The sequence below is a fragment of the Streptomyces sp. NPDC127092 genome, from assembly GCF_042722475.1.
Lineage (GTDB): Bacteria > Actinomycetota > Actinomycetes > Streptomycetales > Streptomycetaceae > Streptomyces.
Genome location: NZ_JBHXFE010000015.1, coordinates 87,986 through 112,781 on the forward strand (window position 1 = coordinate 87,986; position 24,796 = coordinate 112,781).

The following is a 24,796-nucleotide window of genomic DNA, read 5'->3' on the forward strand; positions in this document are numbered from 1 at the left end:
TCAGCCGGCGCGGCCGCCGAGGGTGCGCCAGAGGAAGGTGTGTTCCAGGGCGCTGTTGTGGGCGGTCTGCTCGTGGTCGGTGGCTCCGGCGTGGCCGCCGGCCAGGGTCTCGTGGAGCAGCACCCGGTGGCCGAGCTCGCGCAGCCGCGCGGCGGCCTTGCGGGCGTGGCCGGGGTGCACCCGGTCGTCGCGGGTCGAGGTGGTGAGCAGGACGGGCGGGTAGGGCCGTCCGGCGGCGAGCCGGTGGTACGGCGAGAGCGCGGCGAGGTGCGGCCGGTCGGCCGGGTCGTCGGGGTCGCCGTACTCGGCCGTCCAGCTGGCGCCGGCGAGCAGGGTGTGGAAGCGCAGCATGTCGAGCAGCGGCACGTGCGCGACGATCGCGCCGAAGAGCTCGGGGCTGCGGACCAGCATGGCGCCCATGAGGAGGCCGCCGTTGCTGGCGCCGGTGATGCCGAGCCGGCCGGGCGTGGTGATGCCCCGGGCGACGAGGTCGCGGGCGACGGCCTCGAAGTCCTCGTAGGCGCGGTGCCGTTCGGCCTTGAGCGCGGCGCGGTGCCAGCGGGGCCCGTACTCGCCGCCGCCGCGGATGCCGGCCACCACGTACGTACCGCCACGGGCGAGCCAGGCCCGGCCGCGCACGGTGTCGTAGGACGGGGTGAGGGAGACCTCGAAGCCGCCGTAGCCGGTGAGGAGGGTGGGGCCGGGCGCCTGCTCGGGGGCGCCGACGACGGTGTACGGGACGCGGGTGCCGTCGGCGGAGAGGGCGAAGTACTGCCGGGCCTCGAGGCCCGTGGCGTCGAAGCGCTCGGGGGCCTGCTTGATCCGCTCGCCCGGGCCGTCGATCTCGCCGCGGTGGAGCGTGGGCGGGAGGAGGTGTCCAGTGACGGAGAGGAAGTACTCGTCGCCGGTGTCCGGGTCGGTGTCGGTCAGCGCGGCGGAGGCGAGCGGCGGGATGTCGGCGAGTTCCGTGCGCCGCCAGGCGCCGGTGCCGGCGGCCGGGGTGAGGACGTGCAGCCGGCTGGCGACGTCCTGGAGGGTCTCGACGACGAGGTGGTTGCGGGTCCAGGAGTGACCGGCCAGGGCGGTGCGCTCGTCGGGGGTGAAGAGCACCTCGGGTTCGCGGTGTCCGGCGAGGAAGTCGTCGAACCGGAAGGCGAGGAGGGAGCCGGCGGGTTGTCCGAGCCAGGGCGCCTTGGGCGTGACGAGCAGCCACTCGCGGTGCACGGAGCTGTCGGCGTCGTCGGGGACGTCGATCCGGACCGGCTCGCCGCCGTCGGTGAGCAGATGGGTCTCGTGGTGCCAGAAGTCCCGGTAGCGGACGGCGAAGGAGCGCTCGAAGCCCTCGGTGGGGTCGTGCCAGGCGGAGACGGCGAGGTCGGAGGCGGTGCCCTCGTGGACGAGCGGGGCCTGGTCGAGCGGGGTGCCGCGGCGCCAGCGGCGCACGGTGCGCGGGTAGCCGGAGGCGGTCAGGGAGCCGGGGCCCTCGTCGGTGCCGACGAAGACGTGGTCCTCGTCGATCCAGCAGATGTCGGTCTTGGCCTCGGGCAGCGTGAAGCCGTCGGTGACGAACGCCCGCTCCTCCAGGTCGTACTCGCGCACCACCACGGCGTCGCCGCCGCCGCGCGCGAGGCTGACCAGGGCCCGGCGGAACGCGGGCCGCAGTACCTGGGCGCCCGCCCAGGTCCAGTCCTCGCCCTCGGCGTCGGCGAGCGCGTCGAGGTCGAGCAGCACGTCCCAGGCCGGCTCGTCGGTGCGGTATTCCTCGAGGGTGGTGCGCCGCCAGATTCCCCGGGTGTGGCCGGCGCCCTGCCAGAAGTTGTAGAGGTACGGGCCGCGGCGGCGGGTGTACGGGATGCGGTCGGGCGCGTCGAGGACCTCGCGCAGCTCGGCGACGAGCTCGCGGAAGGCCTCGTCGCCGGCGAGCTCGGCGGCGGTCTCGGCGTTCCGCTCGCGCACCCAGGCGAGCGCCCGCTCGCCCTCGACGTCCTCCAGCCACAGGTAGGGGTCGGCTTCGGGGCTGGTGGTGCCGGTGTCCGCGCTCGTCTCGCTCATGGGGAGATTGTGGACCACGCCACCGGCACCGGGGAGCGGCGGGCCCCCTCAGGCCTGGGGCAGCAGGCCGAGCTGGTCGAGGAACTCCATCTGGTCGAAGTACAGCCGGTAGCTCTCGATCCTGCCGTCCCTGACGGTCGCGAGGTCGGTCCCGCGGATCGTGACGGTCCTGCCCGTGGCGGGCAGCGTCTCTCCGTCGGGCAGCTGGATCGGACCCGTGTTGACGCCGCTGAAGATGCCCTCGTCGATCGCGGTGTCGTCGGTCTCGTACTGGTGGAGGGGTGTGAAGGTCGCCTCCGGTATCGACTCGGTCATCGTGCGCCAGTACTCGACGATGGCGTCGCGTCCGTGCAGCTCGCCCTCGTCGGGTGTGACGGCGACGGCGTCCTCGGCGTAGAGCTCGGCGAGCGTGGTGAGGTCCGAGTGGGTCACCGCCTCGGTGAGCCGGTCCATGACGTCGCGTGCCTCGCCCATGATCCACCTCCGGTGGTCCTTGTCGCGTGCCGGCCGGTCCTCTCATTTTCTCACCGCTGTCCGCTTCCGGGTGGCCGGGCGCGGCCGCCGGTTCGCCGGGCCCGTCGCGTACCACTGGCGTATTGGTTCGCGGTCGGACCAATTCAGTGTCCATATCGGCCCATGACCTCACCGTCCGACGGAAGTTAACCAATCGATTACTGCACGGCCGTATACCTTTGGGGCGCCTTCCCTCATCCTGTCCTCGGCGTGCCACCGGGGCACAGCGGGACACGAGAGGCGGGGCATGACTCCCATCAGCCGCAGAGGGTTCGTAGGCATCGGGGCGGGGCTCGGGGCCGGGCTCGTCGCCGGGGCGGCGCTGCCGACCGGGACGGCGTCGGCGGCCGCGCAGGCGGCCACGGGCACCATCACCGACGTGAAGCACGTCGTGATCCTCATGCAGGAGAACCGCAGCTTCGACCACTACTTCGGCCGGCTCAAAGGCGTCCGGGGTTTCCGCGACCGGGCCGCGGGCAACCTCCCGGGCGGCTGGGGGATGTTCAACCAGCCCAACTGGGGTGGCCGGCAGTACCCGTGGAAGCTGAGCTCCACTCCCCCGGCGGGCGGTGTGGACGGGGAGACGCTGGCGCAGTGCAACGGCGACCTGCCGCACAGCTGGACCTCCCAGCACGCCGCCTGGAACAAGGGCCGGCTCGACAACTGGGTCGCGGGCGTCGGCAACACCCGCACCCTGGGCCACCTGGACCGCGGCGACATACCCTTCCACTACGCGCTGGCGGACCACTACACCGTCTGCGACGCCTACTTCTGCTCGGCGCTCAGCGCGACCGGCCCCAACCGCACGTTCCTGTGGAGCGGGAAGATCGACGCCTCCAGCAAGGACGGCGGCGACGAGTCCGGGCTGACCTGGGAGACGTACGCGGAAGCCCTCCAGCGGGCGGGGGTGAGCTGGAAGGTCTACCAGAACGCCCAGGACAACTACGGCGACAACGGCCTCGCGTACTTCAAGCGGTTCACCGACGCCAGGCCGGGCGACCCGCTGTACGACCGCGGCATGGGCTCGGTGCCGAAGGTCACCGGCTCGACCCCGGACGACATCGCCGCCGCGATCCGCGCCGACGTTCTCGCGGGGACGCTGCCGCAGGTGTCGTGGGTGGTGGCGAGCGAGGCCTTCTCCGAGCACCCGTACGCCCCGCCGGGCGACGGAGCGCACTTCGTGGACCTGGTCTACCGGGCGCTCGCCGCGAACCCCGAGGTGTTCGACTCGACCGTGCTGTTCCTCAACTACGACGAGAACGACGGCTTCTTCGACCACGTGCCCCCGCCGGTCGCGCCGCCCGGGACGCCGGGCGAGTACATCGACGGCGTGCCGATCGGCCTCGGCTTCCGCGTCCCGATGATCGTCATGTCCCCGTGGACCCGGGGCGGCTGGGTCAGCTCCGAGGTCTTCGACCACACCTCCGTGCTGCGTTTCATGGAGGTGTGGACGGCCGCCCTCGGCACCCCCGCGACCTGCCCCAACATCAGCGCCTGGCGCCGCAAGGTGACCGGCGACCTCACCGGCGTCTTCGACTTCGCCCACCCGGTGTACGGGGTGCCGGCGAACCTGCCGTCCACCGCGAAGGTCATCGGCCAGTCGACCTGCGGTCCGCTGCCCAACCCGGTCCCGCAGGACAACGCCCTGCCGCCGCAGGAGAGCGGCACCCGGCCCGCGCGCGCACTGCCGTACCAGGTGAACGGCAATCTCGACCGCTTCGAGTTCGGCGCCGCGGGCAAGATCCTGGCCTGGTTCTCCATGAGCAACCAGGGCGCCGAGGCCCGCCGTTCGGCGCACTTCTCGATCCACCCGCACCAGTACCGGGACACCGCCGCCTGGCAGTACACGGTCGATCCCGGCACGACCGCCACCGACTACTTCAACATCGGGCTCGGCTCGGGCTCCGGCAAGTACGACATCTCGATGATGGGCCCCAACCGCTTCCTGCGCCGCTTCATCGGCGACGCCTCGAAGGCGGGCAAGGACATCGAGGTCGCCGCGCGCTACGCGACCGAGCCCGGCACCGGCAGGACCGCCCTCTACTTCACGATGACCAACAACGCGGCCACCCCGGTGACCTTCACCATCCGCTCCGACGCCTACCGCGGCGACGGCCCGTGGACGTACACGGTCCCGGCGAAGTCCTCGCGCGAGGACTACTTCAACGCCGTCGCGTACCACAACGGCTGGTACGACTTCACGATCCTGGCCGACATCGACGGCACCTGGTCACGCCGCTACACCGGCCACATCGAGACGGGCGCGCCCAGCGTCTCCGGCTGACCCGCCCGGCACCGGCCCCCGCTCGCGGCCGCATCCCCCGCGGGGGCCGGTACCGTGACCGCCCTCAGGAACCGCCCGACGGCACGGACGGTCGTGCGGTCTCGCGGCTGCCGTAGCGCGCCCTGTACCAGGCCACCTGCTCGGCGGTCATGGACGAAGCGACGGCATGGACGTCACCGACACGGCTGTCGCCGCGCCGGCGCTCCCTCCGGTTGCCGGCCCCGCCTCCGTAGCCCGCGCTCCCACGGGCGCGGGCCACCATCACGGACACCTGGGAAGCGGGCTGCCAGTGCAGGGAGTACGCGGGAGCGTTGGGGTCCGGGACCTCTTCCAGGGGCACGCCGCGCTTCGCCAGCAGCCGCTCCAGCCGGTCGAAGCGGAGCCGGCGGCCGAAGCGGCCGTACCGCTCACGGATCACCGGGTTGACCACTCCGCCGCCGCCGTACGGGAGCCGATGCACCTGCAGGGTGAAGTGGTGGCCCTCCCACGGGTGACCGCGTGACTCACGGGACCAGAAGAACTCGGCCATGCCGTAGTCGCGCCACATGCCGTGGTCGTCGAAGGAGTTCTCGGCGAAGTCCGGACCGAGGATCTCGGTGACGCGGTCGGGACTGTCCGTCGGCCTGGCGCCCAGCACGGTTCCGGAGGTGATCACGTCCACGTAGAACGCGAGGGAGTACGGGGTCAACTGGTCCTTCCTCGTCGGGGCGCGCAGCCCGATCGGCTGCCTCAGCATAGGCGCTGGCACCCGCTCCCATCTCACCCTTTTGCCGGATATGAATGATTTCTGGATGATGGGTTCGGTTAGTGAGGCTGAGAGGGCCGCCGACGGCCCGTACCGCAGACAAGGCGTGGAAAGGCGGTCTTTCACCGTGTCTCGACCGAGAATCCTCGTGGTGGGCGCCGGTTTCGCCGGGGTCGCGTGCGTACGGCGCCTCGAACGGCGGCTGACCGGACGGGAGGCCGCGATCTCGCTGCTCTCGCCCTTCGCGTACCAGCTGTACCTGCCACTGCTGCCCCAGGTCGCCTCCGGCGTGCTCACCCCGCAGTCGGTCGCGCTGTCGCTGCGGCGCAGCGAGAAGCACCGGACCCGGATCATCCCCGGCGGCGCCGTCGGCATCGACACGGAGGCCAGGGTCTGCGTGGTGCGCACCATCACGGGCGAGACGGAGACGGAGCCGTACGACCACCTGGTGCTCGCTCCCGGCAGCGTCACCCGCACCTTCGACATCCCCGGACTCGCCCAGTACGCCCGGGGCATGAAGACCCTCGCCGAGGCGGTGTACCTCCGCGACCACGTGATCGCGCAGCTCGACCTGGCCGACGCGAGCCAGGACGAGGCCGAGCGGGCCGCGCGGCTGCAGTTCGTGGTGGTGGGCGGCGGTTACGCGGGCACCGAGACGGCCGCCTGCCTCCAGCTGCTCACCCGCAACGCCGTCAGCCGCTACCCCCGGCTCGACCCGCAGCTCATCAAGTGGCACCTGGTCGACATCGCGCCCACGCTGATGCCGGAGCTCGGGCCCAAGCTCGGCGCGGCGGCCCTGGACATCCTGCGCAAGCGCGGCATCCAGGTCTCGCTCGGCGTCTCGGTGGCCTCGGTGGACGAGGAGAACGTGACGCTCACCGACGGCCGGGTGCTGCCGTGCCGCACGCTGATCTGGACGGCCGGGGTCGCGGCCAGCCCGCTCATCGGCACGCTGGGCGCCGAGACCCTGCGCGGCCGGCTGGTCGTCGAGCCGGACATGACGGTGCCGGGTCTGCCTGGTGTGTACGCGCTCGGCGACGCGGCGGCCGTGCCGGACCTGGCCAAGGGCGAGGAGGGCGCGGTCTGCCCGCCGACCGCCCAGCACGCCATGCGCCAGGGCAAGGTGATCGCCGACAACCTGGTGGCGACGCTGCGCGGCGAGCGGACGCGCCCGTACGTCCACAAGGACCTGGGCCTGGTGGTCGACCTCGGCGGGCTCGACGGCGTGTCCAAGCCGATGGGCGTCGAGCTGCACGGCATGCCCGCCCAGGCGGTGGCCCGCGCCTACCACTGGGGGGCGCTGCGGACGAACGTGGCGAAGACCCGGGTGATGACCAACTGGCTCCTGAACGCGCTCGCGGGCGACGACTTCGTCCGCACCGGCTTCCTGGCCTCGAAGTCCGGCACGCTGCGGGACTTCGAGTACACGGACGCGTATCTCACGCCCGAGCAGATCCGCGCCCACACCGCCTCGCTGCGCGCCGCGAAGTCCTGACGTACGCGCGGCCCACCGCCGCGTGGGCCGCGGCGGCGAGCAGCTGTACGGTCACTGCCGTGGCCAGCGCGGCCGTGAGGGAGCGGGCCGCGAGCGGCCCCGCCACCGCCGCGCCCAGCGCGAAGGCGGTGATCTTGACGCTCGCACCCGTTGTGAACACCTGGGCCCGCAGCCGCTCCGGGGCCTCCCGGTGGCGCACCGCGAACAGCGCGGTGAGCTGCGGCCCTTCGGCGGCCCCGGCCAGCAGCGCGGCCGTGACCAGTAGGACGCGGCTGCCGGCGGACGCCGTCGTGGCGGACGCGGCCATGCTGAGTGCGAGCGCGAGGACCAGCGGCGCGATCCACAGCACGGTGTCGGCGGCGGGCGGCCGGCGGAGCCGGGCGAGCACCGCGCCCGCGCCGAGGGCGGCGAGCGCCGTGCAGGACAGCAGCATCGCCCCGTCGCCCGGCGTGCCCAGGACCCTGGCGCCCAGCAGCGGCACACAGGCGACGAACGCGCCCTGGCCCAGGCAGGACAGGGTCGAGGTGACGGTCGCCCTGGCCAGCGGCATCGAGCGGACCAGACACGCGAAGCCCCGCCGCAGGTCGCGGGCCACGGCGCGTACGGTCACCGGCCCGGCCGCGGCCGCGCGGTGCGGCAGGCCCCGGGTGGCGGGAACGGCCAGCAGGATCAGCGCGGCGGCGGCCACGACGGCCGTCGGCGCGCCGAGGAGCCGTCCCAGCAGGCCGGCGAGCGCGGGTCCGAGCAGGCTCGCGGCGCTGTAGGTCATCGCGTCGAGCGCGTGGGCCCGGTGCAGCCGGTGCGCCGGCACGGCCGTGGAGAGCCGCGAGGTCCAGCCGCCCGCGAGGGCGGGCGCGAACGTCCCGGCGGCCAGCGCGGTCAGCAGGGTGAGCGGGAACGGGACGCGGCCGAGGCTCAGCAGGACGAGCGCCAGTCCGGCGGCGTGGAGGACGAGCGAGACGGCGAGCAGGCGTCCGGGGCGGGCGGCGCGGTCCAGGAGCGCGCCGAGCACGGGTCCGCCGAGCGCGGCGGACGCGGTGATGCCGGCGAGCAGCGCGGCGGCGGTCGCGGCCGAACCGGTCTGGGCGTAGCCGAGCAGCAGGAGCGCGGGCCCGGACATCTCGTCGCCGGTGCGCGCCGCCGTGGCGCCCGCGAGGAGGCGCCGCATGCCGTGCGGACGCGGGACTTCGGGGTGGGTGGACACCGGTGTGACGCTACGCAGGTAACTCAAAGCTCCACAACATGCGTTACATTCGCCGGATGGTGTCTCCCGCCGCGGACGACCGGTCCGCCCGCCACTCCGTGCTCGCCAACGCCCGGCGCGCCGCCGACCTCGTCAACGTGCTGAGCCGCCCGGGGCCGGACTCGGTGGTGCTCGCCGAGACCGGGCGGGTGCTGCGCGCGTACGGCGAGAGCGAGCCGCTCGGTCTGACCGGCGCGGACCTGCCCGGACTGCGGGAAGCGGCCGCGGCGCTGCGCCCGGTCTTCGCCGCGACCGGCACCGACGCGGCGGCACACGCGCTCAACGCGCTGCTCGCCGAGCGGACCGGCCCGCTGCGGCTGAGCGCGCACGGCGGTACGAGCCCCTGGCACCCGCACGTGGACCGGGACGACGAGGCACCGTGGGCGGAGTGGTTCCTCGCCTCGTCCTGTCTGTCGCTCGCCGTGCTCCTGTGGGACCGGGGCCGTGCACCGGGCGGCGTGTGCGCGTCGGCGGTCTGTCAGGACGTCTTCGTGCCGCAGGGCGCGCAGGAGCGCCGCTACTGCTCGCGCCGGTGCGCCACCCGCGAGCGGGTCGCGGCGCACCGGCGGTCGAAGGGATCCGTTCCGGTCAGATGTCGATGACGCGGTAGGCGATCGTGTAGACGCCGCCGGAGCCCTCCAGGGAGCGGTACTGGACCTCGGCGCCGACCTCGCTGCCGGTCACCAGGGTGGCGCCCAGCTTGTCCGAGCCGAACGTGTCCTTGTCCCAGAGCGTGAGGGTGCGGGCCTGCTCGCGGCCGAGGACGAGGACGGGGTTGCTGTTGCCGTCGGTCATCGAGCGGACGTAGCCGGCGCCCATGGTCTGGTACGAGATGCCGTTGCCGGGCCACACCTTGACCTGGTTGCCGTTGGCGTCGGTGATGTTGAGGTAGGCCTCGTCGTGGTTGCCCTCGCTGTTCTTGTGGCAGGTCAGCTCGAGGAGCTCGATCTTCACGTAGTCGATCGGCTCGGCCTGGGCGGTGCCGGCGAAGAGGCCGAGGCTGCCGAGTCCGAGCAGTGCGGCGGCGGCGACGCGGACGGTCCGGTGCTTGCTCATGTGGAGATCCCCCTTGTTCGACGTCATGTGACGTGACGTCCGGTTGGTGTCCCGTCCCTTCCGGGCGGGCCGTTCGTGCCGTTCCCCTCGGCACGTCCCTTACTGTGCCCGGCCCGCCGTGACGTCTTCTACGCGCGTTCCACTGGACGGAACGACGCGGCGGCGGGCACCGCGGGCCCTCCCCGGGCCAGGCCGCGGGCGAGGCAGCCTCCCAGGGCCGCGCCCGCCTCGGCGACGGCGTCGGCCAGCGGTCCGAGCCGCCGTCCCGCCCTGGCCATGCCGGCGAGCGCGGCCACGACGCGGCCGTCCGGCGCCCGTACGGCCACCGCCGCGCAGCACACGCCGTCCATCACGTCCTCACGGTCGAGCACGGCGCCCGCACGCCTCGGCCCGCGCAGCGCCAGCCCGGCGGCCGTGTCAAGCCGGAAGGCGACGCCGTCGCGCACCGGCACCACGGGTTCGAGCTCGCCCGGCACCGAACTCACGGTCAGCGCCTGGTCCTCCCGCATCACCACGAGGAGGGCGCTTGCCCCGGTCACCGCCCGCAGCCGGTGCAGCGGCAGCCGGGCGGCGGCGCGCAGTCCGGGGTGCGGCTCCCAGGCGAGGCCGAGCCGGTAGAGCTGCGGGCCGACCCGGTAGCGCCGGTCGCGGCGTTCGACGGCGCCGACGGCCACGAGCTGGTCGAGCAGCCGGTGCGCCGTGCCCTTCGGCACCCCGCAGGCCTGGGCCAGTTCGGTCACGCCCGCCGCTTCGTCCCCGTGTCTTCGCAGTGCCTCCAGGAGCGCGAACGCCCCTTCGAGCACTCCCCTGCCCCGGCTCGCCGTGGTCCCGTCTCCCGGCGTGTCCGTGTGCTTCATGTGTCGTCCCCCCTAGATTCCGCTCGCGTCCGGCCGCGGTCCCCCGACGGCGCGGCGGCTCCCGGACGCAGAGGACACCATGCGGCAGAACGGACGTACCGGCCAAGTCGTTGCGCGGCGCGCCGCGGCGTCCGCGCCGCTCAGCCGGCGATCGTCGCGGCCGGGCCCATGACGACGACGGGATTCCGCGCCGGGTCGAGGGCGCGGAGGAGTTCGGTCATGTTCTCGCGGGGCAGCGAGACGCAGGCCTGGGTGGGGCCGCCGTGGTCGACGTGGATCCAGACCCCGCCGCCGCGCTCCGGGCCCAGCGGGCGCACCTTGTCGAGCGGCGTGGTGCCGGGGACGCGGTTGTAGTCGATGGCGACGACGTAGTCGAAGGAGCCTTCGAGCGGCTCGCCGAGGAAGCCGGTGCCGGAGACGGCGAACTCCTCGTCCTGGTCGTACGGGACCCTGGCCCCGGGATCGGGGAGCCGGCCGCCCGCGTCGCCGAGCCGGTAGACGCCGGTCGGCGAGCGCAGGTCGCCCGCCACGTGGTCGTCGGTCCAGCCGCGCAGGGCGTTGTGCCCGCGCCAGGGACCGGCGGCGCGGCGCCAGCGGCCGGCCGCGTCCCGCTCGTGGAGCACGGCGGTGACGACGTTGCCGTCGACGCCGTCGCCGCTGACCACGAGGACCTGGGTGGTGCCGTCGGGGATGCGGGCGTGCGTACGGGGGCCGACGCCGGGGATGCGCGAGGGCGCCCGGTTGGCGCCGTCGCGCGCCTCCTGACCCTGCGTCCGGTCCCGTTCCGGTCCGTGGAGCGGGCCGTGCGGCGGGGACGTGGAGGCGCCGGGCGCCGGGGCCGGCGGCGCGGACGGCGGACGCTGCGCGGTGCAGCCGGTCAGGACTCCGCCCAGGACGAGGGCCGAGGACAGGGCGCAGGTCAGCACCGCGGTGGTGCCCTTGCGGACGGGCATGGGAGGGCTCCTCCGATGGCTCGGGGCGATGCCCGGATCCGTACCCGGTCGGCACCCGGGCCTGTCGCGGCGCGCGCGCCCTCACCCGTCCGGTCGATGCGGCAAAGCGTTTGACGGTTCGTCGCGGTGCGGGATTTCCTGCCCGGATGAACGCGCTGCGCATCGAAAGCATCGACCCGGCCGACCCGGTGGCCGCTCCCGCGCTCCTGGCGGACTGGCGGCTGATCCACAACACGATCATCCCGACGGCCCCGCTCTCCGCGGACGAGGTGCGGGAGCGGGCGGGCCGCAACCGGCTCGACGTGGCCTACGCCGGCGGCGCCGCCGTCGGCTGCTCCACCGTCCGCCCGCCGGACGGCGAGACGCCCGCCGCCACGGTCATCTCCCGGATCCTGCCGGAGTACCGGGGCCGGGGGTACGGGACCGCGCTGTACGAGCGGGGCCTGGCGCACGCCCGGACGCTGAGCCGGGCGGGCGTGGAGACGGTGGTGCTGGCGAGCAACGAGGAGGGGCTGCGCTTCGCACGGGCCCGCGGCTTCGTGGAGACCGAGCGGTACGTGCTCCCCGGCGACACCGTGGCCTTCGTGACGCTGCGTCTGGACGAGGGCGCGGCGCGGTCGGAGGCGTAAACCCGCTGGACCGCGCGGCCCTGGGTGCGGCACCATCGGAGCATGATCGACAGAATCGAGTCCACCTTCACCCGGTGAGCGCCCTGGAAGAGCGCGGAGCGCTCACCTCCCGTCCCTCGCTGTACGCCTACGTCCTCGGCCTGCTCGCCGCCGAACCGGACGGGCGGCCCCCCGTCGGCGGCTATCCGCCTCCTGATGAACCGTCAGCACCGCCGGGCGCTGTCCGGCTGCGGGGCAAGAAGGCCTTCACCGCTGTCCGGTCGGCCCTCGGCCCGCTGCTCTCCGGTCCCGACACCCGGACCGCCGTCGAGGCGGTCGAGCGCCGCCTCGCCGGACTCCCGGTCCCGGTGGGCGCGCTGGTCGGCGCCGTCCTCTCCCTGCCGCTCGACGACGAGGCCGCCGCACGGGCCCTCGGCCGCCGCCTGGTCCTTACGGGCCGGGAGAGCCGGTCCGTCAGCGTGGGCCTCGCGCTCATGCGCCGGCTCGGGGAACCCGAGGACGTGCCGTCCCTCAGGACGATCGCGCGTCTCAGGAACCTTTCGCGCCTCGCCATGACGGCCCTGCAGCCGCTGGATCCGCAGACCGCCGCGCTCCTCTGGCTGGACGAGCGGGTCAGGAACCCCGAGCTGCGTCCGCTGGTGGACGCCCTGATCGCAGGGCCGGCGTCCGGCTTCCGGGCGCTGCTGGCCGGACGGTCGTGGGACGTGCAGGCGGTCGGGCCGGCGCCCGCCCGGCGCATCGCCGAGGCCGCCGGCCTGGCCGGGCTGCTGCGCGACGGCCCGGTCGACCCGCGTCTGCTCGCGCGTGCGGGACGGCTTCTCGTACGGATGGCGAGCCCGCGCGACTACCAGGCGGAGATCCTCTGCTACGGCGACGCGGTCGAGGTCTGCGAGACCGTCGTGCGGCGCGCCTCCGCGCTGCCGCCGACCGTCGGCCACGCCGCCGTGCTGCTGCCCCTCGCCGTCGACCTGCACAGCGGGCCGACGCACCTCCTGCCCTGGCGGGACGGACAGCGCGAGCAACTGCTCGACGCGCTCGGCGCCCTGCTCGCCTCGCCCGCGTGGGAGGGGGCCTTCGAGGAGCCGGGCCCGGACGCCCCGTCCGCCGTGCGGCGGCGGGCGGCCTGGCTGCGGTACACGTCCGACGTGCTGTTCCGGACGCCCGGGCCGTCCGGGCGGCTGAGGCTCGTGGTGCTGTCGCGCGATCCCGCCGACGACGAACCGGTCGAGACCCGCGTCCTCGTCGACGGCACGCCTCTCGTGCCGGCGCTCTTCGCACGCGGCGCCGCCGAGGCCCCCGAGTACCTCCTCGACCGGGGCGCCCTGCGGGCCACGGAGGAGCCGCACGAGGTGATGCTGGCCGAGGCGTGGTGCAGCGAGGGCTGTTGCGGCGCGCTCCGGGTGACCGTCGTCCGCGAGGGCGACGAGGTGGTGTGGCGGGACTGGTGCCACCCGGCCCGGCTGCCCTCCGGCGATCCGGCGCCCGAGCTCCCGGCGTACCGCTTCGACGCCGCCGCCTACGACGCCGAGCTCACCCGGGCGACAGCCGGCGACGGCTGGTCGTGGCCGGCCCGGACCGCCGGCCGGCTGATCGACGCGGGGCTGCGGGAGCGTCCCGGGCTCCTCGCCCGCTGGGACGCGCGGTTCCTCCACGCGGGAGTCGACCACCGGGCCCCGGACACCACCGTGGTGTGGTTCCTCTACCGCCCGGGGTTCTTCGAGGGTGCGGCGGACGAGGACGGGCCGTGGCTCCAGTTCGTCTGGCGCCTGCCCGACGACGGCGCTCCCCCGGCCGAGCGGGCGGCAGCCGCGCTGCGGCGGCTCGCGGAGGAGGACCCGAGGGCGTACGCCGACTGCATCGCGGGCAGCCGCTGAGCCGGCACCGACTGCCCTCTCCCAGGGGCGCTGACGCTCCGTCAGATCCGGGGCGTCACACCTCTGGGAACCTCGCGCCCCCGGCGTTACCCTCCGCGCATGATTCGGACCGTGGTATGGGGAACCGGAAATGTCGGGCGGGCGGCAATCCGTGCCGTCGTCGCCCATCCGGCGCTCGCACTCTCGGCCGTCCTCGTCGCGAACCCCGCCAAGGTCGGCCGTGACGCGGGCGAGCTCGCCGGGCTCGGGCGCGCGCTGGGCGTGGCCGCCCGGGACGACGTGGCGGCCGTGCTGGCAGAAGGCCCCGGCGCCGTGGTGTACGCGGCGTCCGGGGACATGCGCCCGGACGAGGCGCTGGCCGACGTCGTCCGGGCCGTGCGGGCGGGCGCCGTGGTGGTCACGCCGTCGCTGTACCCGCTGTACGACCACCGGGGCGCACCGCCCGAGTTCCGGGACCCGGTCCTCGCGGCGGTGAAGGAGGGCGGCGGCTCGCTCTTCGCCTCGGGCGTGGACCCGGGCTGGGGCAACGACGTGCTGCCGCTGCTCGTGAGCGGTCTCGGCAGCACGGTGGAGGCCATCCGCTGTCAGGAGATCTTCGACTACTCGACGTACGAGCAGGAGGAGTCGGTCCGTCTGCTCGTCGGCATGGGCCGGCCCATGGACTACGAGCCGCCGATGCTGCTGCCCTCGGTGCCGACGATGGTCTGGGGCGGGCAGCTGCGGCTGATGGCCCGGGCGCTCGGCGTCGAGCTCGACGAGATCCGCGAGACCGTGGACCGGCGTCCGCTGGAGTCGACGGTGCGGACCCGGACGATGGGCGAGTTCGCGGCGGGCACGCAGGGCGCGGTCCGCTTCGAGGTGCAGGGGATCGTCGGCGGCGAGCCCCTCCTGGTCATCGAGCACGTCACCCGGATCCATCCGGACTGCGCCCCGGACTGGCCGGTGCCGCCGGACGGCTCGGGCGCCCACCGGGTGATCGTGGAGGGGCGGCCGCGGATCGAGGTGACGGTCGAGGCCTCGGACGAGGGCGAGAACCGGTCGGCGGGCGGCAACGCGACCGCCGTGGGCCGGCTGGTGGGAGCGATCGACTGGCTGGTGGAGGCCGGGCCGGGGCTGTACGACGCGCTGGACGTGCCGTTGCGCCCGGCGGTGGGGAAGCTGGGAAGGAGAACGCGGTGATCATCGACATTCCGGAGGGGCAGGAGCCGATCGGCTACGTGTGGGGCGACATGGTGCCGGGCATCGGCATGGCGGCGGCGAACTTCTCGTTGTCCGTGTACTCCCACACGACGCTGGGGCTGCGTGAGTTCGAGGCGGCGCGGCTGCGGATCGCGCAGATCAACGGGTGCCGGTTCTGTCTGGACTGGCGGACGGACCGGGACGGGGAGAAGGTCGAGGAGTCCTTCGCCGACGCGGTCCTCGAGTGGCGCACGACGGACGCCTTCGACGAGCGGACCAGGCTCGCTGCGGAGTACGCGGAGCGGTACGCGCTCGACCACCATCACCTGGACGAGGAGTTCTGGTCCCGGATGACGGCGGCGTACAGCCAGGTGGAGATCGTGGAGCTGACGATGAGCCTGGGTTCGTGGCTGGCGTTCGGCCGGCTCAACCGCGTGCTCGGTCTCGACACGGTGTGCGTGCTGCCCACGCACTGAGCGGCGGCGGGGCGGACGAGGAGGGCCGGCCCGGGATCTCTCCCGGCCGGCCCCTTCGCGTGCGGGTCACCCCTGGGCGCCTCACAGGTCGGTCGCGATGATCTTCTCGATGTTCCGTTCGGCGAGCGCGGTGATGGTGACGAACGGGTTGACGGCGGTGCTGCCGGGGATGAGGGCGCCGTCGATGACGTACAGGCCGTCGTAGCCGTGCAGGCGGCCGTGGTTGTCGGTGGCCTCGCCGAGGACGGCGCCGCCGAGCGGGTGGTACGTCAGGTGGTCGCCCCAGATCTTGTAGGCGCCGAACAGGTCGGTGCGGTAGATCGTGCCCTCCTTGGCGTTGATCTTGTCGAAGATCGTCCTGGCCGCGTCGATGGAGGCCTGCTTCCAGGCCCGGTCCCAGCTGAGGTCGACGCGTCCGGCGGCGGCGTTCCAGCTGAACTCGGCGCGGTGCGGGGTCCTGGTGATGGACAGGTAGAAGGACGCGTAGGTCTCGATGCCGGTCGGCAGGGGCGCGACCTCGGCGAAGGCGCCGCCCGCGTCCCAGTTGTCGATGCCGGCGGTGGGCATGGCGGACTGGAGCTTGCCGGTGGGGTCCCACATGTGGTTGGCCCGGCCGCACATGACGTTGCCGTTGTCGCCCCAGTTCTTCCCGACGCGGTCGTTGAGCGCGGGCAGTGCGCCGGTGGCCTTCAGCCGGGTGAGCAGCTTGCTGGTGCCGACGCTGCCGGCCGCGAAGAAGACCCGGTCGGCGGTGACCGTCTTGGTCTCGACGGTGGCGCCGGTGGTGTCGGTCCGCTCGATGACGACGGTGTATCCGCCGCCGGACGCGGGAGTGACGGTGGTGACCCTGTGGAGCGGGGAGACGGCCACCCGGCCGGTCGCGGCGGCCCGTGCGAGGTAGGTCTTCTGCAGGCTCTTCTTGCCGTGGTTGTTGCCGTAGATGACCTCGCCTTCGAGGGCGGACTTCGGTACGGCGCCCGTGGCCTCCTGCTTCATGTAGTCCCAGTCGTAGACGTTGGGCACGAAGACGAAGGGGAAGCCGGAGCGTTCGGCGTGCTTGCGGCCGACGCGCGCGTACTGGTAGCAGTCGGCGCGCTCCCACCACGTCCGGTCCACGTCGGTGACGCCGAGTCCGGCGTTGGCACGCGGGTAGTAGGTGGCGTACATCTCGCCGGGATCGACGGTCGGCAGGAGCGACGGGAAGACCTCGCGGCGCGGCGTGACGGCCATACCGCCGTTGACGAGGGAGCCGCCGCCGACGCCGCGGCCCTGGTAGACGGTGATCCCGGCGAAGTCCTCGGCGTCCAGGATCCCGGTGTGGCGGGGCACGTCCTTGTCGAGGGGGAAGCCGAGGAACTGGCTCAGCGGCTGCTTGGTACGGGTGCGCAGCCAGAAGGAACGGTAGTCGGGTCTGGTGGTGTTGGCGAAGATCTTCCCGTCCGGCCCGGGTGTGTCCCAGGCCATGCCCATTTCGACCAGATGGACGTCGACGCCCGCCTCGGCGAGCCGGAGCGCGGCGACGGAACCGCCGTATCCGGAGCCGACGACGAGGGCGGGGACGCGGGCCCCGGTGGGGATGGACGCGAGGGCGGACCGGACCTCGGTGGAGGTTTCGGCCTGCGCGGAGGTGGTGTGACCGGCGAGCGCCAGGCCACCCAGAAGGGAACCGGTTCCTGTGACGAACCGACGGCGGGTCAGGCCTCTGGAATGCGAGGCCGAAAAGGATCTGTCACTCACGTGATGTTCCTCACCCTGGGAGTGAATGGGAACATGTTCTACTGGGACGTTCCTGGGAAGTCACGAGAAACCGCCCGGTAACTTTCGGCCGAAAATCATCGCCCGCGATCACGTTCGGGCAACGAACCCACCCCCGCATGTCGAACGCGGATACGGGCCTGATAAACCTTCACGTCTGGTCGTCGCTCTGCCGCCTGCGAGTGCGCGCGGACGGCACCGGGGGGGTTTCACGCTGGACGGGCTCGGAGCGCTGTGGCGCCGTGCCCGGGTTCCACCTTCGCTGCTCCTTCCGGGCTGCCCGCTGCCCGCGGCCGCGCGCGACGCGGATCGTGAGAGGGAGCGTGTGCATGGGCGGAACCGCCCGTAGCAAGGCATTCAGATGGGGTGCGGCCGCCGTCGCCGCCCTGGCCGTCACCGCGGCCGCCGTCCCGGCTTCGGCCGCGCCGGCCGGCCCGGCGAAGGACCCGGGCCCGCAGCGGGTCGGAGCGGCACCCAAGGCGCCGAAGGGCGCCGTCCGTACGGCCGACCCGGCCCCGGGCGAGACGCTCGACCTGAGCGTCGTCCTTGAGCCCCGCGACCCGGCCGCGCTGCAGCGGTTCGTCGCCGAGGTCTCCACCCCCGGCTCGCCGCGCTACCGCCAGTACCTGGGTACGGGCGAGTTCGCGAAGGTCTTCGGCGCCGAGCCGGAGACGGTGCGCGAGGTGCGCGCCGGCCTCGAGGCCAAGGGCCTCACCGTCGGCGAGCTGGAGGCCGACGGCCTCACCCTGCCGGTGAGGACGACCGTCGCCGGCGCGGCCAAGGCCTTCCGGACCGAGTTCGACGGCTACAAGCTGAAGGACGGCACGACCGGCCACCTCAACACGGCCGCCCCCGCCTTCGACGGCCGGGTCGCGGACGAGGTGCGCACCGTCGTCGGTCTGAACACCCTGGACTCGTACAAGCCGCGCAACACCGGCGTCAAGGGCGGGAACCGCAAGAAGCAGACGGCCACGGACACCCGTGCCCTGCGGCCGCGGCTCACCGGCACGACCCCGACGATGTGTCAGGACGTCAAGGACTACCTGGCCGACGCGAGCGACCCCGCGTACCCGGCGCTGTACGACACCAAGGACTACTGGAGCGCCCGCTCGCTGGCCGTCCAGTACAACATGGCGAACCAGCCGAACGTGCAGACCGGCGCCACCATCGCGGTCTACGCGCTCGAGAACTACGACCCCAAGGACATCGCGGAGTACCAGCGCTGCCACGGCACCCGGGTGCCCGTGACCGCCGTCCGCGTGAACGGCGGGCCGACCGAGCCGGTGGACCCGTTCGGCACCGGCGCCGGCCTGGAGACCGCGCTGGACGTCCAGACCATCATCGGTCTCGCCCCGCAGTCCAAGATCCTCGTCTACCAGGGCAAGAACACCTGGACCGACGCCACGGCCACGTACCGCCAGATCGTCACCGAGAACCGCGCCAAGGTCGTCTCGGTCAGCTGGGGTCTGTGCGAGATCCACACGCCGGCCGACGCCCGGTCCGCCCAGAACCTGATCTTCCAGCAGGCCGCGGCCCAGGGCCAGACCGTCGTCGTCGCCTCCGGCGACAGCGGCTCGACCGGCTGCTACCTGCCGATCGACGAGGAGGGCACCCCGCACCCCGAGGTTCCCGACCAGGACCAGCTGGTCGTCGACTTCCCGTCGGCCTCGCCGTACGTCCTCGCGGTCGGCGGCACCACGATGCAGACCTCCGTCTCCAACCAGACCACGTGGTCCGGCTCCGGCGGCGGTGTCTCGCGCGGCTTCACCGTCCCGTCGGACGGCTTCCAGGCCGGCCGCACCGGCGCGGGCTACAGCGACCTCTGCACGGCGCCCGCCGACACCACCTGCCGTCAGCTCCCGGACGTCGCCGGCGTCGCCGACCCGGCCACCGGCTACCCGATCGCCTTCGGCGGCGGCCAGTACTGGGGCGTCATGGGCGGCACCAGCGGCGCCGCGCCGGTCTGGTCCGCGCTGCTCGGTCAGGCCAACCAGGACCTGGCGTGCCAGGCCAACGGCCCGGTCGGCGCCGTCCACCGCGCGCTGTACCAGCTGCCGGCGACGGCCTTCCGTGACGTCACCACCGGCAACACCAACCTGACCAAGTCGGGCAACTTCAGCGGTCTCTACCAGGCGGGCACCGGCTTCGACCTGGCCACCGGCCTCGGCACCCCGAACGGGCGCGAGATCGTCGCCGGCCTCTGCAAGGCCGTCGCCCCCTCCCCCGCGAGCACCTTCGACGCGCTCGCCCCGGCCCGCATCCTCGACACCCGCTACGGCATCGGCCGCACCGGCACCGCGCCGGTCCCGGCCAAGGGCACCGTCAAGCTGAAGGTGACCGGCGTGGGCGGCGTCCCGGCGTCCGGCGTGACCGCGGTCGTCATGAACGTCACCGCCACCGCGCCGGCCGGCCCCGGCTTCCTGATCGCGTACCCGAGCGGCACCACCCGCCCGGCCTCGTCGAACATCAACTGGCTGAAGGGCGAGACCGTCCCGAACCTGGTGACCGTCCCGGTCGGCAAGGACGGCTCGGTCGACCTGTACAACGCGGGCGGCTCCACCGTCCACCTGATCGCGGACATCTCGGGCTACTTCACCACCGGCACCGAGGGCTCCACCTACGTGCCCAAGGGCCCGGCCCGCATCCTCGACACCCGCAACGCCATCGGCCGCGCCGGCACCTCCCCGGTCGCCGGCAAGGGCACCGTCTCCCTGACGGTGGCGGGCGCCGGCGGCGTCCCGGCCACGGGCGCCACCGCGGTGGTCCTCAACGTCACGGCCACCTCGCCGACGTCGAACGGCCACCTGATCGCCTACCCGAGCGGCACCACGCGCCCCACCTCGTCGAACATCAACTGGCTCGCCGGCCAGACCCGTCCGAACGCGGTGGTCCTCCCGATCGGCGCCGACGGCAAGGTGAACCTGTACAACGCCGGCAGCGGCACCGTGCACTTCATCGCCGACGTCTTCGGCTACTACACCCCGGGCGCGGAGGGCAGCACCTTCCACACCGCGGGCCCGGCCCGACTGCTCGACACCCGTTACGCGCTCGGCACCTCCGGCACCACGCCGCTCAAGGGCGGCACGCCGCTGGCGCTGAACCTGAACGACGGTCACACGCTGGCCAACGCCAAGGCGGTCGTCCTCAACGTGACCGCCACCGCGCCGACGAGCAACGGCTTCCTGACGGTGTGGCCCGACGGCACGACGCTGCCGAACGCGTCCAACCTCAACTGGACGACCGGGCAGACCACGGCCAACCTCGTCACCGTGCCGGTCGTCAACGGGAAGATCGACTTCCGGGCGAACACCGGAACGGTCCACGTGATCGCCGACCTGTTCGGCTACTACTCCTGAGGCGTCACCCGTGACGTGTCACCTGACGCGTCACTCCTGATCGCGGGAGCCCCCGGGCCCCGTCCCCGTCGCGCGAGCGCCGGGGGCGGGGCCCTCGCCGTCTCCGGATCCGGAGGTCAGGGCCGCGACCAGCACCGCCGCGAGCGCCGCCCAGGCGAGCGCGCCGGGACCGGCCGCCCGCCAGCCGAGACCCGCGAGCAGCACTCCGGCGAGCAGCCCCGCGGCCAGGGCACGCCGGTCGCGGGTGAAGGCGAGGGCGCGGCGGGCGGTGCCCGGGGCGGCGCGCTCGCGCAGGGCGAGGCGGCACACCAGCAGCGCCGCCGCGACCGCCGCCGTCAGGGCCAGGACCATGCCGTGCACCACCTCTCCGCGCCGTCTGCGGCCGGTCCCTCCGCGCCCGCCCGCTGCGGACCAGTCTCCCCGGCGCCGCGCGCGGTCGCGCGCCGGCTCGCGCGTCAGGCGGCCAGGAAGGCCTCGATGGCGTCGGCGAGCTCCTTCGGGGTCTCCTCGGGTGCGTAGTGACCGGCCTCGGGCAGGACCGTGAGCCGCGCGTTGGGGTACCAGCGCAGCCAGGTGGCCTCCATGGCGTCCGCGCCGAGCGCCGGGTCGTGGGCGCCGACGACGAGCAGGACGGGCGCCGGGTTGTCGCGGACCCGCTCGTGGAAGTCCGTGCGCGACCAGGAGTCGAGGTAGGCGCGGAAGGCGGTGGCCGAGGAACGGCGCAGGGAGCGGTCCACGAGGGCCGAGAGCCACGCGTCGTCGTAGCGGCCGCCGGTGGTGTTGTCGATGATGGCCCGGCGGTTGCCGGGGTTCTCGGCGGCACCGGCGAAGAGCGCCCAGGTGTCCTCGTCGAGCGGGAAGCCGGCCGCGGAGACGGGGGAGATCCCGACGATGGAGCGCACGCGCTCGGGCGCGTCGAGCAGCATCAGCTGGGCGGCCTTGCCGCCCATGGAGTGGCCGACGACGGAGAAGGTGTCCCAGCCGAGGTCGTCGGCGACGGCCAGGGCGTCCGCGGCGACCTCCTCCATGGTGTACGCGCCGTCGGCGTCGATCGCCTCCCCGTAGCCGCGGCAGTCGAGGAAGGCGTAGGACCCGGTGGCTTCGTCCAGGTGCTCGCGGAGCGGTGCGAAGCTGCTGCGGTCGCCGAACCAGTTGTGCAGCACCAGGGCCCGGTGCGGACCGCTGCCCTGGACGTCGTACGGAAGAACCCGGCCGGTCATGATGCCCCCTGGTCACGAGGTGTCGGGACTGCGCGCCCGCCGCGGCAGCCGACGCCGAGTCTCGCGAGCCGCCCGGGCCGGGTCAATGCCCCCTAGGGGTGGTTCCGGGTACCGGCGGACGGGGCTCGCCGGGACCCGGCGCGGCGTCCGGGCGTCCGTACCGCGGGTACTCCGGATGCGGTGCCCTTCCGGGCGGGAGCATGCTGGCTGTGTGACCTCGAACGGCGCGGCAGGCACCGCCCCGTCGGCCGAGACCGGGCCCGCGCGCCCGGAGCCGGGCGCCGCCGGGTGGGCGGCGGACGCCCTGACGGCCGTCCTCGCGGAGTCGGTGCTGCGGGCCGTCGAGGCGGCCGGCGGCTACGCGGGCGGGGTCTATCTGCGATCGGGCACCTCGGGGCTGCTGCGGCTGGCCGTGCTCGCGGGGCTTCCCGGGCCGCTGTTCCGGCCGTGGTGGCGGATGCACGAGAACCGGCCGTTCCCGGTGGCCGAGGCGCACCGGTCGGGCCAGCCGGTGCACCTGGGGGACGTCGAGGAGGCCATGCGGCTGTTTCCCCAGCTGGTGGCCAGCCTGCCGTTCCCGTTCGCCTCGCTGTACACGCCGGTGCTCGGCGGCAGGGAACGGTACGGGGTGCTGGTGGTGCTGCGCACGCCCACGCCCGGGGTGCCGGTGGACGCGCGCGACCGCAGCCGGATGATGCAGGAGGCGCGCCGGCTCGGTGTGACGCTCGGCGCGCTCGCCGCCCGCGGGACACGGGTGGAGTGGCCGGGCGAGCCGGTGTCCGTACAGCTGCCGACCAGGACCGGGCCGCGCGTACGGATCGGCTATTTCGACTGGGACCTGGATTCCGGCACGCTCACGGCGGACGCGGGTCTGCGCGAGATCCTCGGCGTGCCCGACCCGCTGCCGTGGACGGTCGAGTCGCTGACCGCCCGGCTGGTCCCCGAGGACGCCTACGCCCTGGGAGCGCTGGCCCGGCAGGCCGCGGACTCCGGCGGTCCCGCGGCGCGCCGGATCCGGCTGAAGGGCCCGGACGGCGGTCTGCACCTGCTGGAGGTGACCGCCCGGCCCCTCGCCGACGGCCGGAACGGTCACGTCCTGACCGGGTCCCTGGTCGACCTGGGGACCGGGCTCGTCGGCTCGGACGCCACGGACCGGCTGCCCCGGGCGATCCTGGCGATCGACCGGCTCGGGAGGATCACGTACGTCAACGAGCGCACCGAGGCCCTGCTGGGCGTGGCGCGCGGCGCCCTGGCCGGCCGGCCGCTGTGGGAGGCGGTGCCGTGGTTCGCGCATCCGTACCACGAGGAGCAGCTGCGCGGCTCCCTGCTGTCGGACCAGCCGATCCATTTCCTGGCGCATCCGGGGCACGGGTCATGGCTGTCGGTCTCGCTCTATCCGGGGCGGGACGGGGTCACCCTGGTGCTGGTCCCGGAGGGCGACCTGGCCGCGGGCGACCCGGCCGAGGGCGGGCCACGGAGCGCTCCGGCCGGTGCCGACGAGGGTGACGGTCTCTCCCCGCCCGAGGGGCGGGCGGCGGCCCTGTACCGTCCGGTGGCCCTCGCCATCGCGCTCTCCGAGGCGGTGACGGCCCGTCAGGTGTCGGCGGTGGTCACCGAGGAGCTCCTGCCGGCCTTCGGCGGACGGCAGCTGGCGATCTATCTGCTGAGCGAGCGGCATCTCTATCTCGCGTGGGAGACCGGCTTCCCGACGGGCTTCCTCGAGCCCTTCGACGGGGTCGGTCTCGACGCCCGGGTGCCGGGCGTCGAGACGCTGACGACGGGACGGCCGCTGTTCTTCGAGTCGATGGACCAGCTGGGCGCGGCCTATCCGGGGATGCCGCTGGACGCGCACACGGGTGCGCGGGCCTTCCTGCCGCTGATCGCCTCGGGCCGGCCGGTGGGCTCGTGCATCCTCGGCTTCGACAAGCCGCGCGGCTTCACCGCCGAGGAGCGGACGGTGCTCACGGCGCTCGCCGGCCTGATCGCCCAGGCCCTCGAGCGGGCGCAGCGCTACGACTCCGAGTCGGCGCTGGCCCGGGGGCTGCAGGACGCGCTGCTGCCGCACCGGCTGCCGGTGTACGAGGGCGTGGACACGGTCGGCCGGTACCTGCCGGGCACGCAGGGCATGGACGTGGGCGGCGACTGGTACGACGTGGTGGCGACGGGTCCGGGCCGGCTGGCCCTGGTCATCGGCGACGTGCAGGGCCACGGGGTGGCCGCGGCGGCCACGATGGGTCAGCTGCGCAGCGCGGTAAGGGCGTTCGCGCTCAGCGGGCACCCGCCGCAGGAGGTGGTGCGGGCCACCAACCGGCTGCTCATCGACCTGGATCCGGGCCAGTTCGCGAGCTGCTGCTACGTCGTCCTCGACCCGCGCACCGGCGAGGCGGAGGCGGCGCGGGCCGGGCATCCGCAGCCGCTGCTGCGCCGGGCGGGCGGCGGCACGGAGGTGGTGGAACTCGCGGGCGGCGTGGTGCTCGGCGTGGACGGCGCGGCCGGCTATCCGGTGACGCGGCTGCGGCTCGAACCCGGCGACGTGCTGGCGCTGTTCACGGACGGTCTGGTGGAGCGGCCCGGCACGGACATCGACGAGGGCGTGGAGCGGCTGCGCCGCACCCTCGCGGCCACCGGCACGGCTCCGCTCGCCGACACCGCCGACCGGCTGATCCGGGAGGCTCGGCAGGCCCCCGACCGGCCCGACGACATCGCCCTGCTCCTGGCGGCCCGCTGGGGTTCCCACCCGTCCGGGTGACGCCCGGTCGGTCGTACGGCGCTGGTTGTCCGGGCGCTGCCCGGAGACGCTGGGCGGAGCGGGGGACGTGCGGTGCCGGCCCCCTTCACCACGTCCGAGGAGGACATGTGCAGCAGGACAAGCAGCCGGAGTACCGGCCCGTGGTGTTCCGCGACCGGGCGGCCGGGTTCGCCTTCCTGACCCGGTCCACGGCGAGCAGCGACCAGACCATCGAGTGGGACGACGGCGAGACGTATCCGGTGGTCGACGTCGAGATCTCGTCCGAGAGCCACCCGTTCTACACGGGCAAGGCGCGGACCGTGGACACGGAGGGACGGGTCGCCAGGTTCCAGCGCCGCTACGGCGAGGACGAGGCCTGAT

At 73.8% G+C, this 24,796-nt stretch carries 20 protein-coding genes; 10 read left to right on the forward strand and 10 right to left on the reverse strand.

The genetic code is table 11. From position 1 onward, the window contains the following. Both ACFWJO_RS15150 and ACFWJO_RS15155 read right to left on the reverse strand, forming a co-directional pair. Entirely contained in the window at positions 1-2,052 is a 2,052-nt protein-coding gene (locus tag ACFWJO_RS15150; RefSeq protein ID WP_386865157.1) for a prolyl oligopeptidase family protein, read from the reverse strand. A 48-nt stretch (positions 2,053-2,100) separates the two neighbouring features. After that, positions 2,101-2,526: an ester cyclase gene (locus ACFWJO_RS15155; protein ID WP_384406706.1), complete on the reverse strand. Its 426-nt coding sequence runs from the start codon at positions 2,524-2,526 to the stop codon at positions 2,101-2,103. Between the two features lie 286 nt (positions 2,527-2,812). Between ACFWJO_RS15155 and ACFWJO_RS15160 the strand changes: the two genes are divergently transcribed. Next, the gene (locus ACFWJO_RS15160; RefSeq protein ID WP_386865158.1) at positions 2,813-4,849 is read left to right on the forward strand and encodes a phosphocholine-specific phospholipase C; all 2,037 of its coding nucleotides are present in this window, start codon (positions 2,813-2,815) and stop codon (positions 4,847-4,849) included. Between the two features lie 64 nt (positions 4,850-4,913). Here the strand turns inward: ACFWJO_RS15160 and ACFWJO_RS15165 are convergent, their stop codons facing one another. Continuing rightward, a complete protein-coding gene (locus tag ACFWJO_RS15165; protein ID WP_386865159.1) occupies positions 4,914-5,585 on the reverse strand; it encodes a hypothetical protein in 672 nt (223 codons plus the stop codon). A 136-nt stretch (positions 5,586-5,721) separates the two neighbouring features. On the opposite strand from ACFWJO_RS15165, the gene ACFWJO_RS15170 reads away from it, so the two are divergent. Continuing rightward, positions 5,722-7,089 carry an NAD(P)/FAD-dependent oxidoreductase gene (locus ACFWJO_RS15170; protein WP_386865160.1) on the forward strand — a complete coding sequence of 456 codons (1,368 nt, stop codon included), beginning with the start codon at positions 5,722-5,724 and terminating at the stop codon, positions 7,087-7,089. On the opposite strand, the gene ACFWJO_RS15175 is transcribed toward ACFWJO_RS15170, so the two are convergent. After that, entirely contained in the window at positions 7,034-8,293 is a 1,260-nt protein-coding gene (locus ACFWJO_RS15175) for an MFS transporter (RefSeq protein WP_386865161.1), read from the reverse strand. The two genes, ACFWJO_RS15170 and ACFWJO_RS15175, sit on opposite strands and share 56 nt — an antisense overlap. A gap of 56 nt (positions 8,294-8,349) precedes the next feature. On the opposite strand from ACFWJO_RS15175, the gene ACFWJO_RS15180 reads away from it, so the two are divergent. Continuing rightward, positions 8,350-8,934 carry a CGNR zinc finger domain-containing protein gene (locus ACFWJO_RS15180; protein WP_386865162.1) on the forward strand — a complete coding sequence of 195 codons (585 nt, stop codon included), beginning with the start codon at positions 8,350-8,352 and terminating at the stop codon, positions 8,932-8,934. On the opposite strand, the gene ACFWJO_RS15185 is transcribed toward ACFWJO_RS15180, so the two are convergent. The 3 genes from ACFWJO_RS15185 to ACFWJO_RS15195 all read right to left on the reverse strand — a co-directional run bounded on the left by ACFWJO_RS15185 (position 8,921) and on the right by ACFWJO_RS15195 (position 11,198). Next, positions 8,921-9,388 carry a hypothetical protein gene (locus ACFWJO_RS15185; protein WP_386865163.1) on the reverse strand — a complete coding sequence of 156 codons (468 nt, stop codon included), beginning with the start codon at positions 9,386-9,388 and terminating at the stop codon, positions 8,921-8,923. The genes ACFWJO_RS15180 and ACFWJO_RS15185 overlap by 14 nt on opposite strands. 128 nt (positions 9,389-9,516) lie before the next feature. Next, positions 9,517-10,245 (reverse strand): IclR family transcriptional regulator, encoded by a 729-nt coding sequence (locus ACFWJO_RS15190; protein WP_386865164.1) that lies wholly within the window; start codon positions 10,243-10,245, stop codon positions 9,517-9,519. A 140-nt stretch (positions 10,246-10,385) separates the two neighbouring features. Then, positions 10,386-11,198 (reverse strand): hypothetical protein, encoded by an 813-nt coding sequence (locus ACFWJO_RS15195; RefSeq protein ID WP_386865165.1) that lies wholly within the window; start codon positions 11,196-11,198, stop codon positions 10,386-10,388. Positions 11,199-11,344: 146 nt separating this feature from the next. Here ACFWJO_RS15195 and ACFWJO_RS15200 point away from each other — a divergent pair, with 146 nt between their 5' ends. The 4 genes from ACFWJO_RS15200 (at position 11,345) to ACFWJO_RS15215 (ending at position 15,356) form a co-directional block, all read left to right on the forward strand. Beyond that, positions 11,345-11,827 (forward strand): GNAT family N-acetyltransferase, encoded by a 483-nt coding sequence (locus ACFWJO_RS15200; protein ID WP_386865166.1) that lies wholly within the window; start codon positions 11,345-11,347, stop codon positions 11,825-11,827. Between the two features lie 74 nt (positions 11,828-11,901). After that, positions 11,902-13,701: a hypothetical protein gene (locus tag ACFWJO_RS15205; protein ID WP_386865167.1), complete on the forward strand. Its 1,800-nt coding sequence runs from the start codon at positions 11,902-11,904 to the stop codon at positions 13,699-13,701. Between the two features lie 99 nt (positions 13,702-13,800). Continuing rightward, the gene (locus tag ACFWJO_RS15210; RefSeq protein WP_386865168.1) at positions 13,801-14,880 is read left to right on the forward strand and encodes a dihydrodipicolinate reductase; all 1,080 of its coding nucleotides are present in this window, start codon (positions 13,801-13,803) and stop codon (positions 14,878-14,880) included. Further along, positions 14,877-15,356, forward strand: coding sequence for a carboxymuconolactone decarboxylase family protein (locus ACFWJO_RS15215; protein ID WP_384406726.1), 480 nt, complete (start codon positions 14,877-14,879; stop codon positions 15,354-15,356). Before ACFWJO_RS15210 ends, ACFWJO_RS15215 begins: the two co-directional genes overlap by 4 nt. 81 nt (positions 15,357-15,437) lie before the next feature. Here ACFWJO_RS15215 and ACFWJO_RS15220 read toward each other — a convergent pair whose 3' ends face one another. After that, the gene (locus ACFWJO_RS15220; RefSeq protein WP_386865169.1) at positions 15,438-17,093 is read right to left on the reverse strand and encodes a GMC oxidoreductase; all 1,656 of its coding nucleotides are present in this window, start codon (positions 17,091-17,093) and stop codon (positions 15,438-15,440) included. A 347-nt stretch (positions 17,094-17,440) separates the two neighbouring features. On the opposite strand from ACFWJO_RS15220, the gene ACFWJO_RS15225 reads away from it, so the two are divergent. Continuing rightward, positions 17,441-20,467, forward strand: a complete 3,027-nt coding sequence (locus ACFWJO_RS15225; RefSeq protein WP_386865170.1) for a protease pro-enzyme activation domain-containing protein — start codon at positions 17,441-17,443, stop codon at positions 20,465-20,467. 30 nt (positions 20,468-20,497) lie between these two features. Here the strand turns inward: ACFWJO_RS15225 and ACFWJO_RS15230 are convergent, their stop codons facing one another. Next, positions 20,498-20,818: a hypothetical protein gene (locus ACFWJO_RS15230; RefSeq protein WP_386865171.1), complete on the reverse strand. Its 321-nt coding sequence runs from the start codon at positions 20,816-20,818 to the stop codon at positions 20,498-20,500. 104 nt (positions 20,819-20,922) lie between these two features. After that, the gene (locus ACFWJO_RS15235) at positions 20,923-21,687 is read right to left on the reverse strand and encodes an alpha/beta fold hydrolase (RefSeq protein WP_386865172.1); all 765 of its coding nucleotides are present in this window, start codon (positions 21,685-21,687) and stop codon (positions 20,923-20,925) included. Positions 21,688-21,862: 175 nt separating this feature from the next. Between ACFWJO_RS15235 and ACFWJO_RS15240 the strand changes: the two genes are divergently transcribed. Beyond that, positions 21,863-24,436, forward strand: a complete 2,574-nt coding sequence (locus ACFWJO_RS15240) for a SpoIIE family protein phosphatase (protein ID WP_386865173.1) — start codon at positions 21,863-21,865, stop codon at positions 24,434-24,436. Between the two features lie 107 nt (positions 24,437-24,543). Beyond that, a complete protein-coding gene (locus ACFWJO_RS15245; RefSeq protein WP_386865174.1) occupies positions 24,544-24,795 on the forward strand; it encodes a type B 50S ribosomal protein L31 in 252 nt (83 codons plus the stop codon). The last annotated feature ends 1 nt before the right edge of the window (position 24,796 follow it).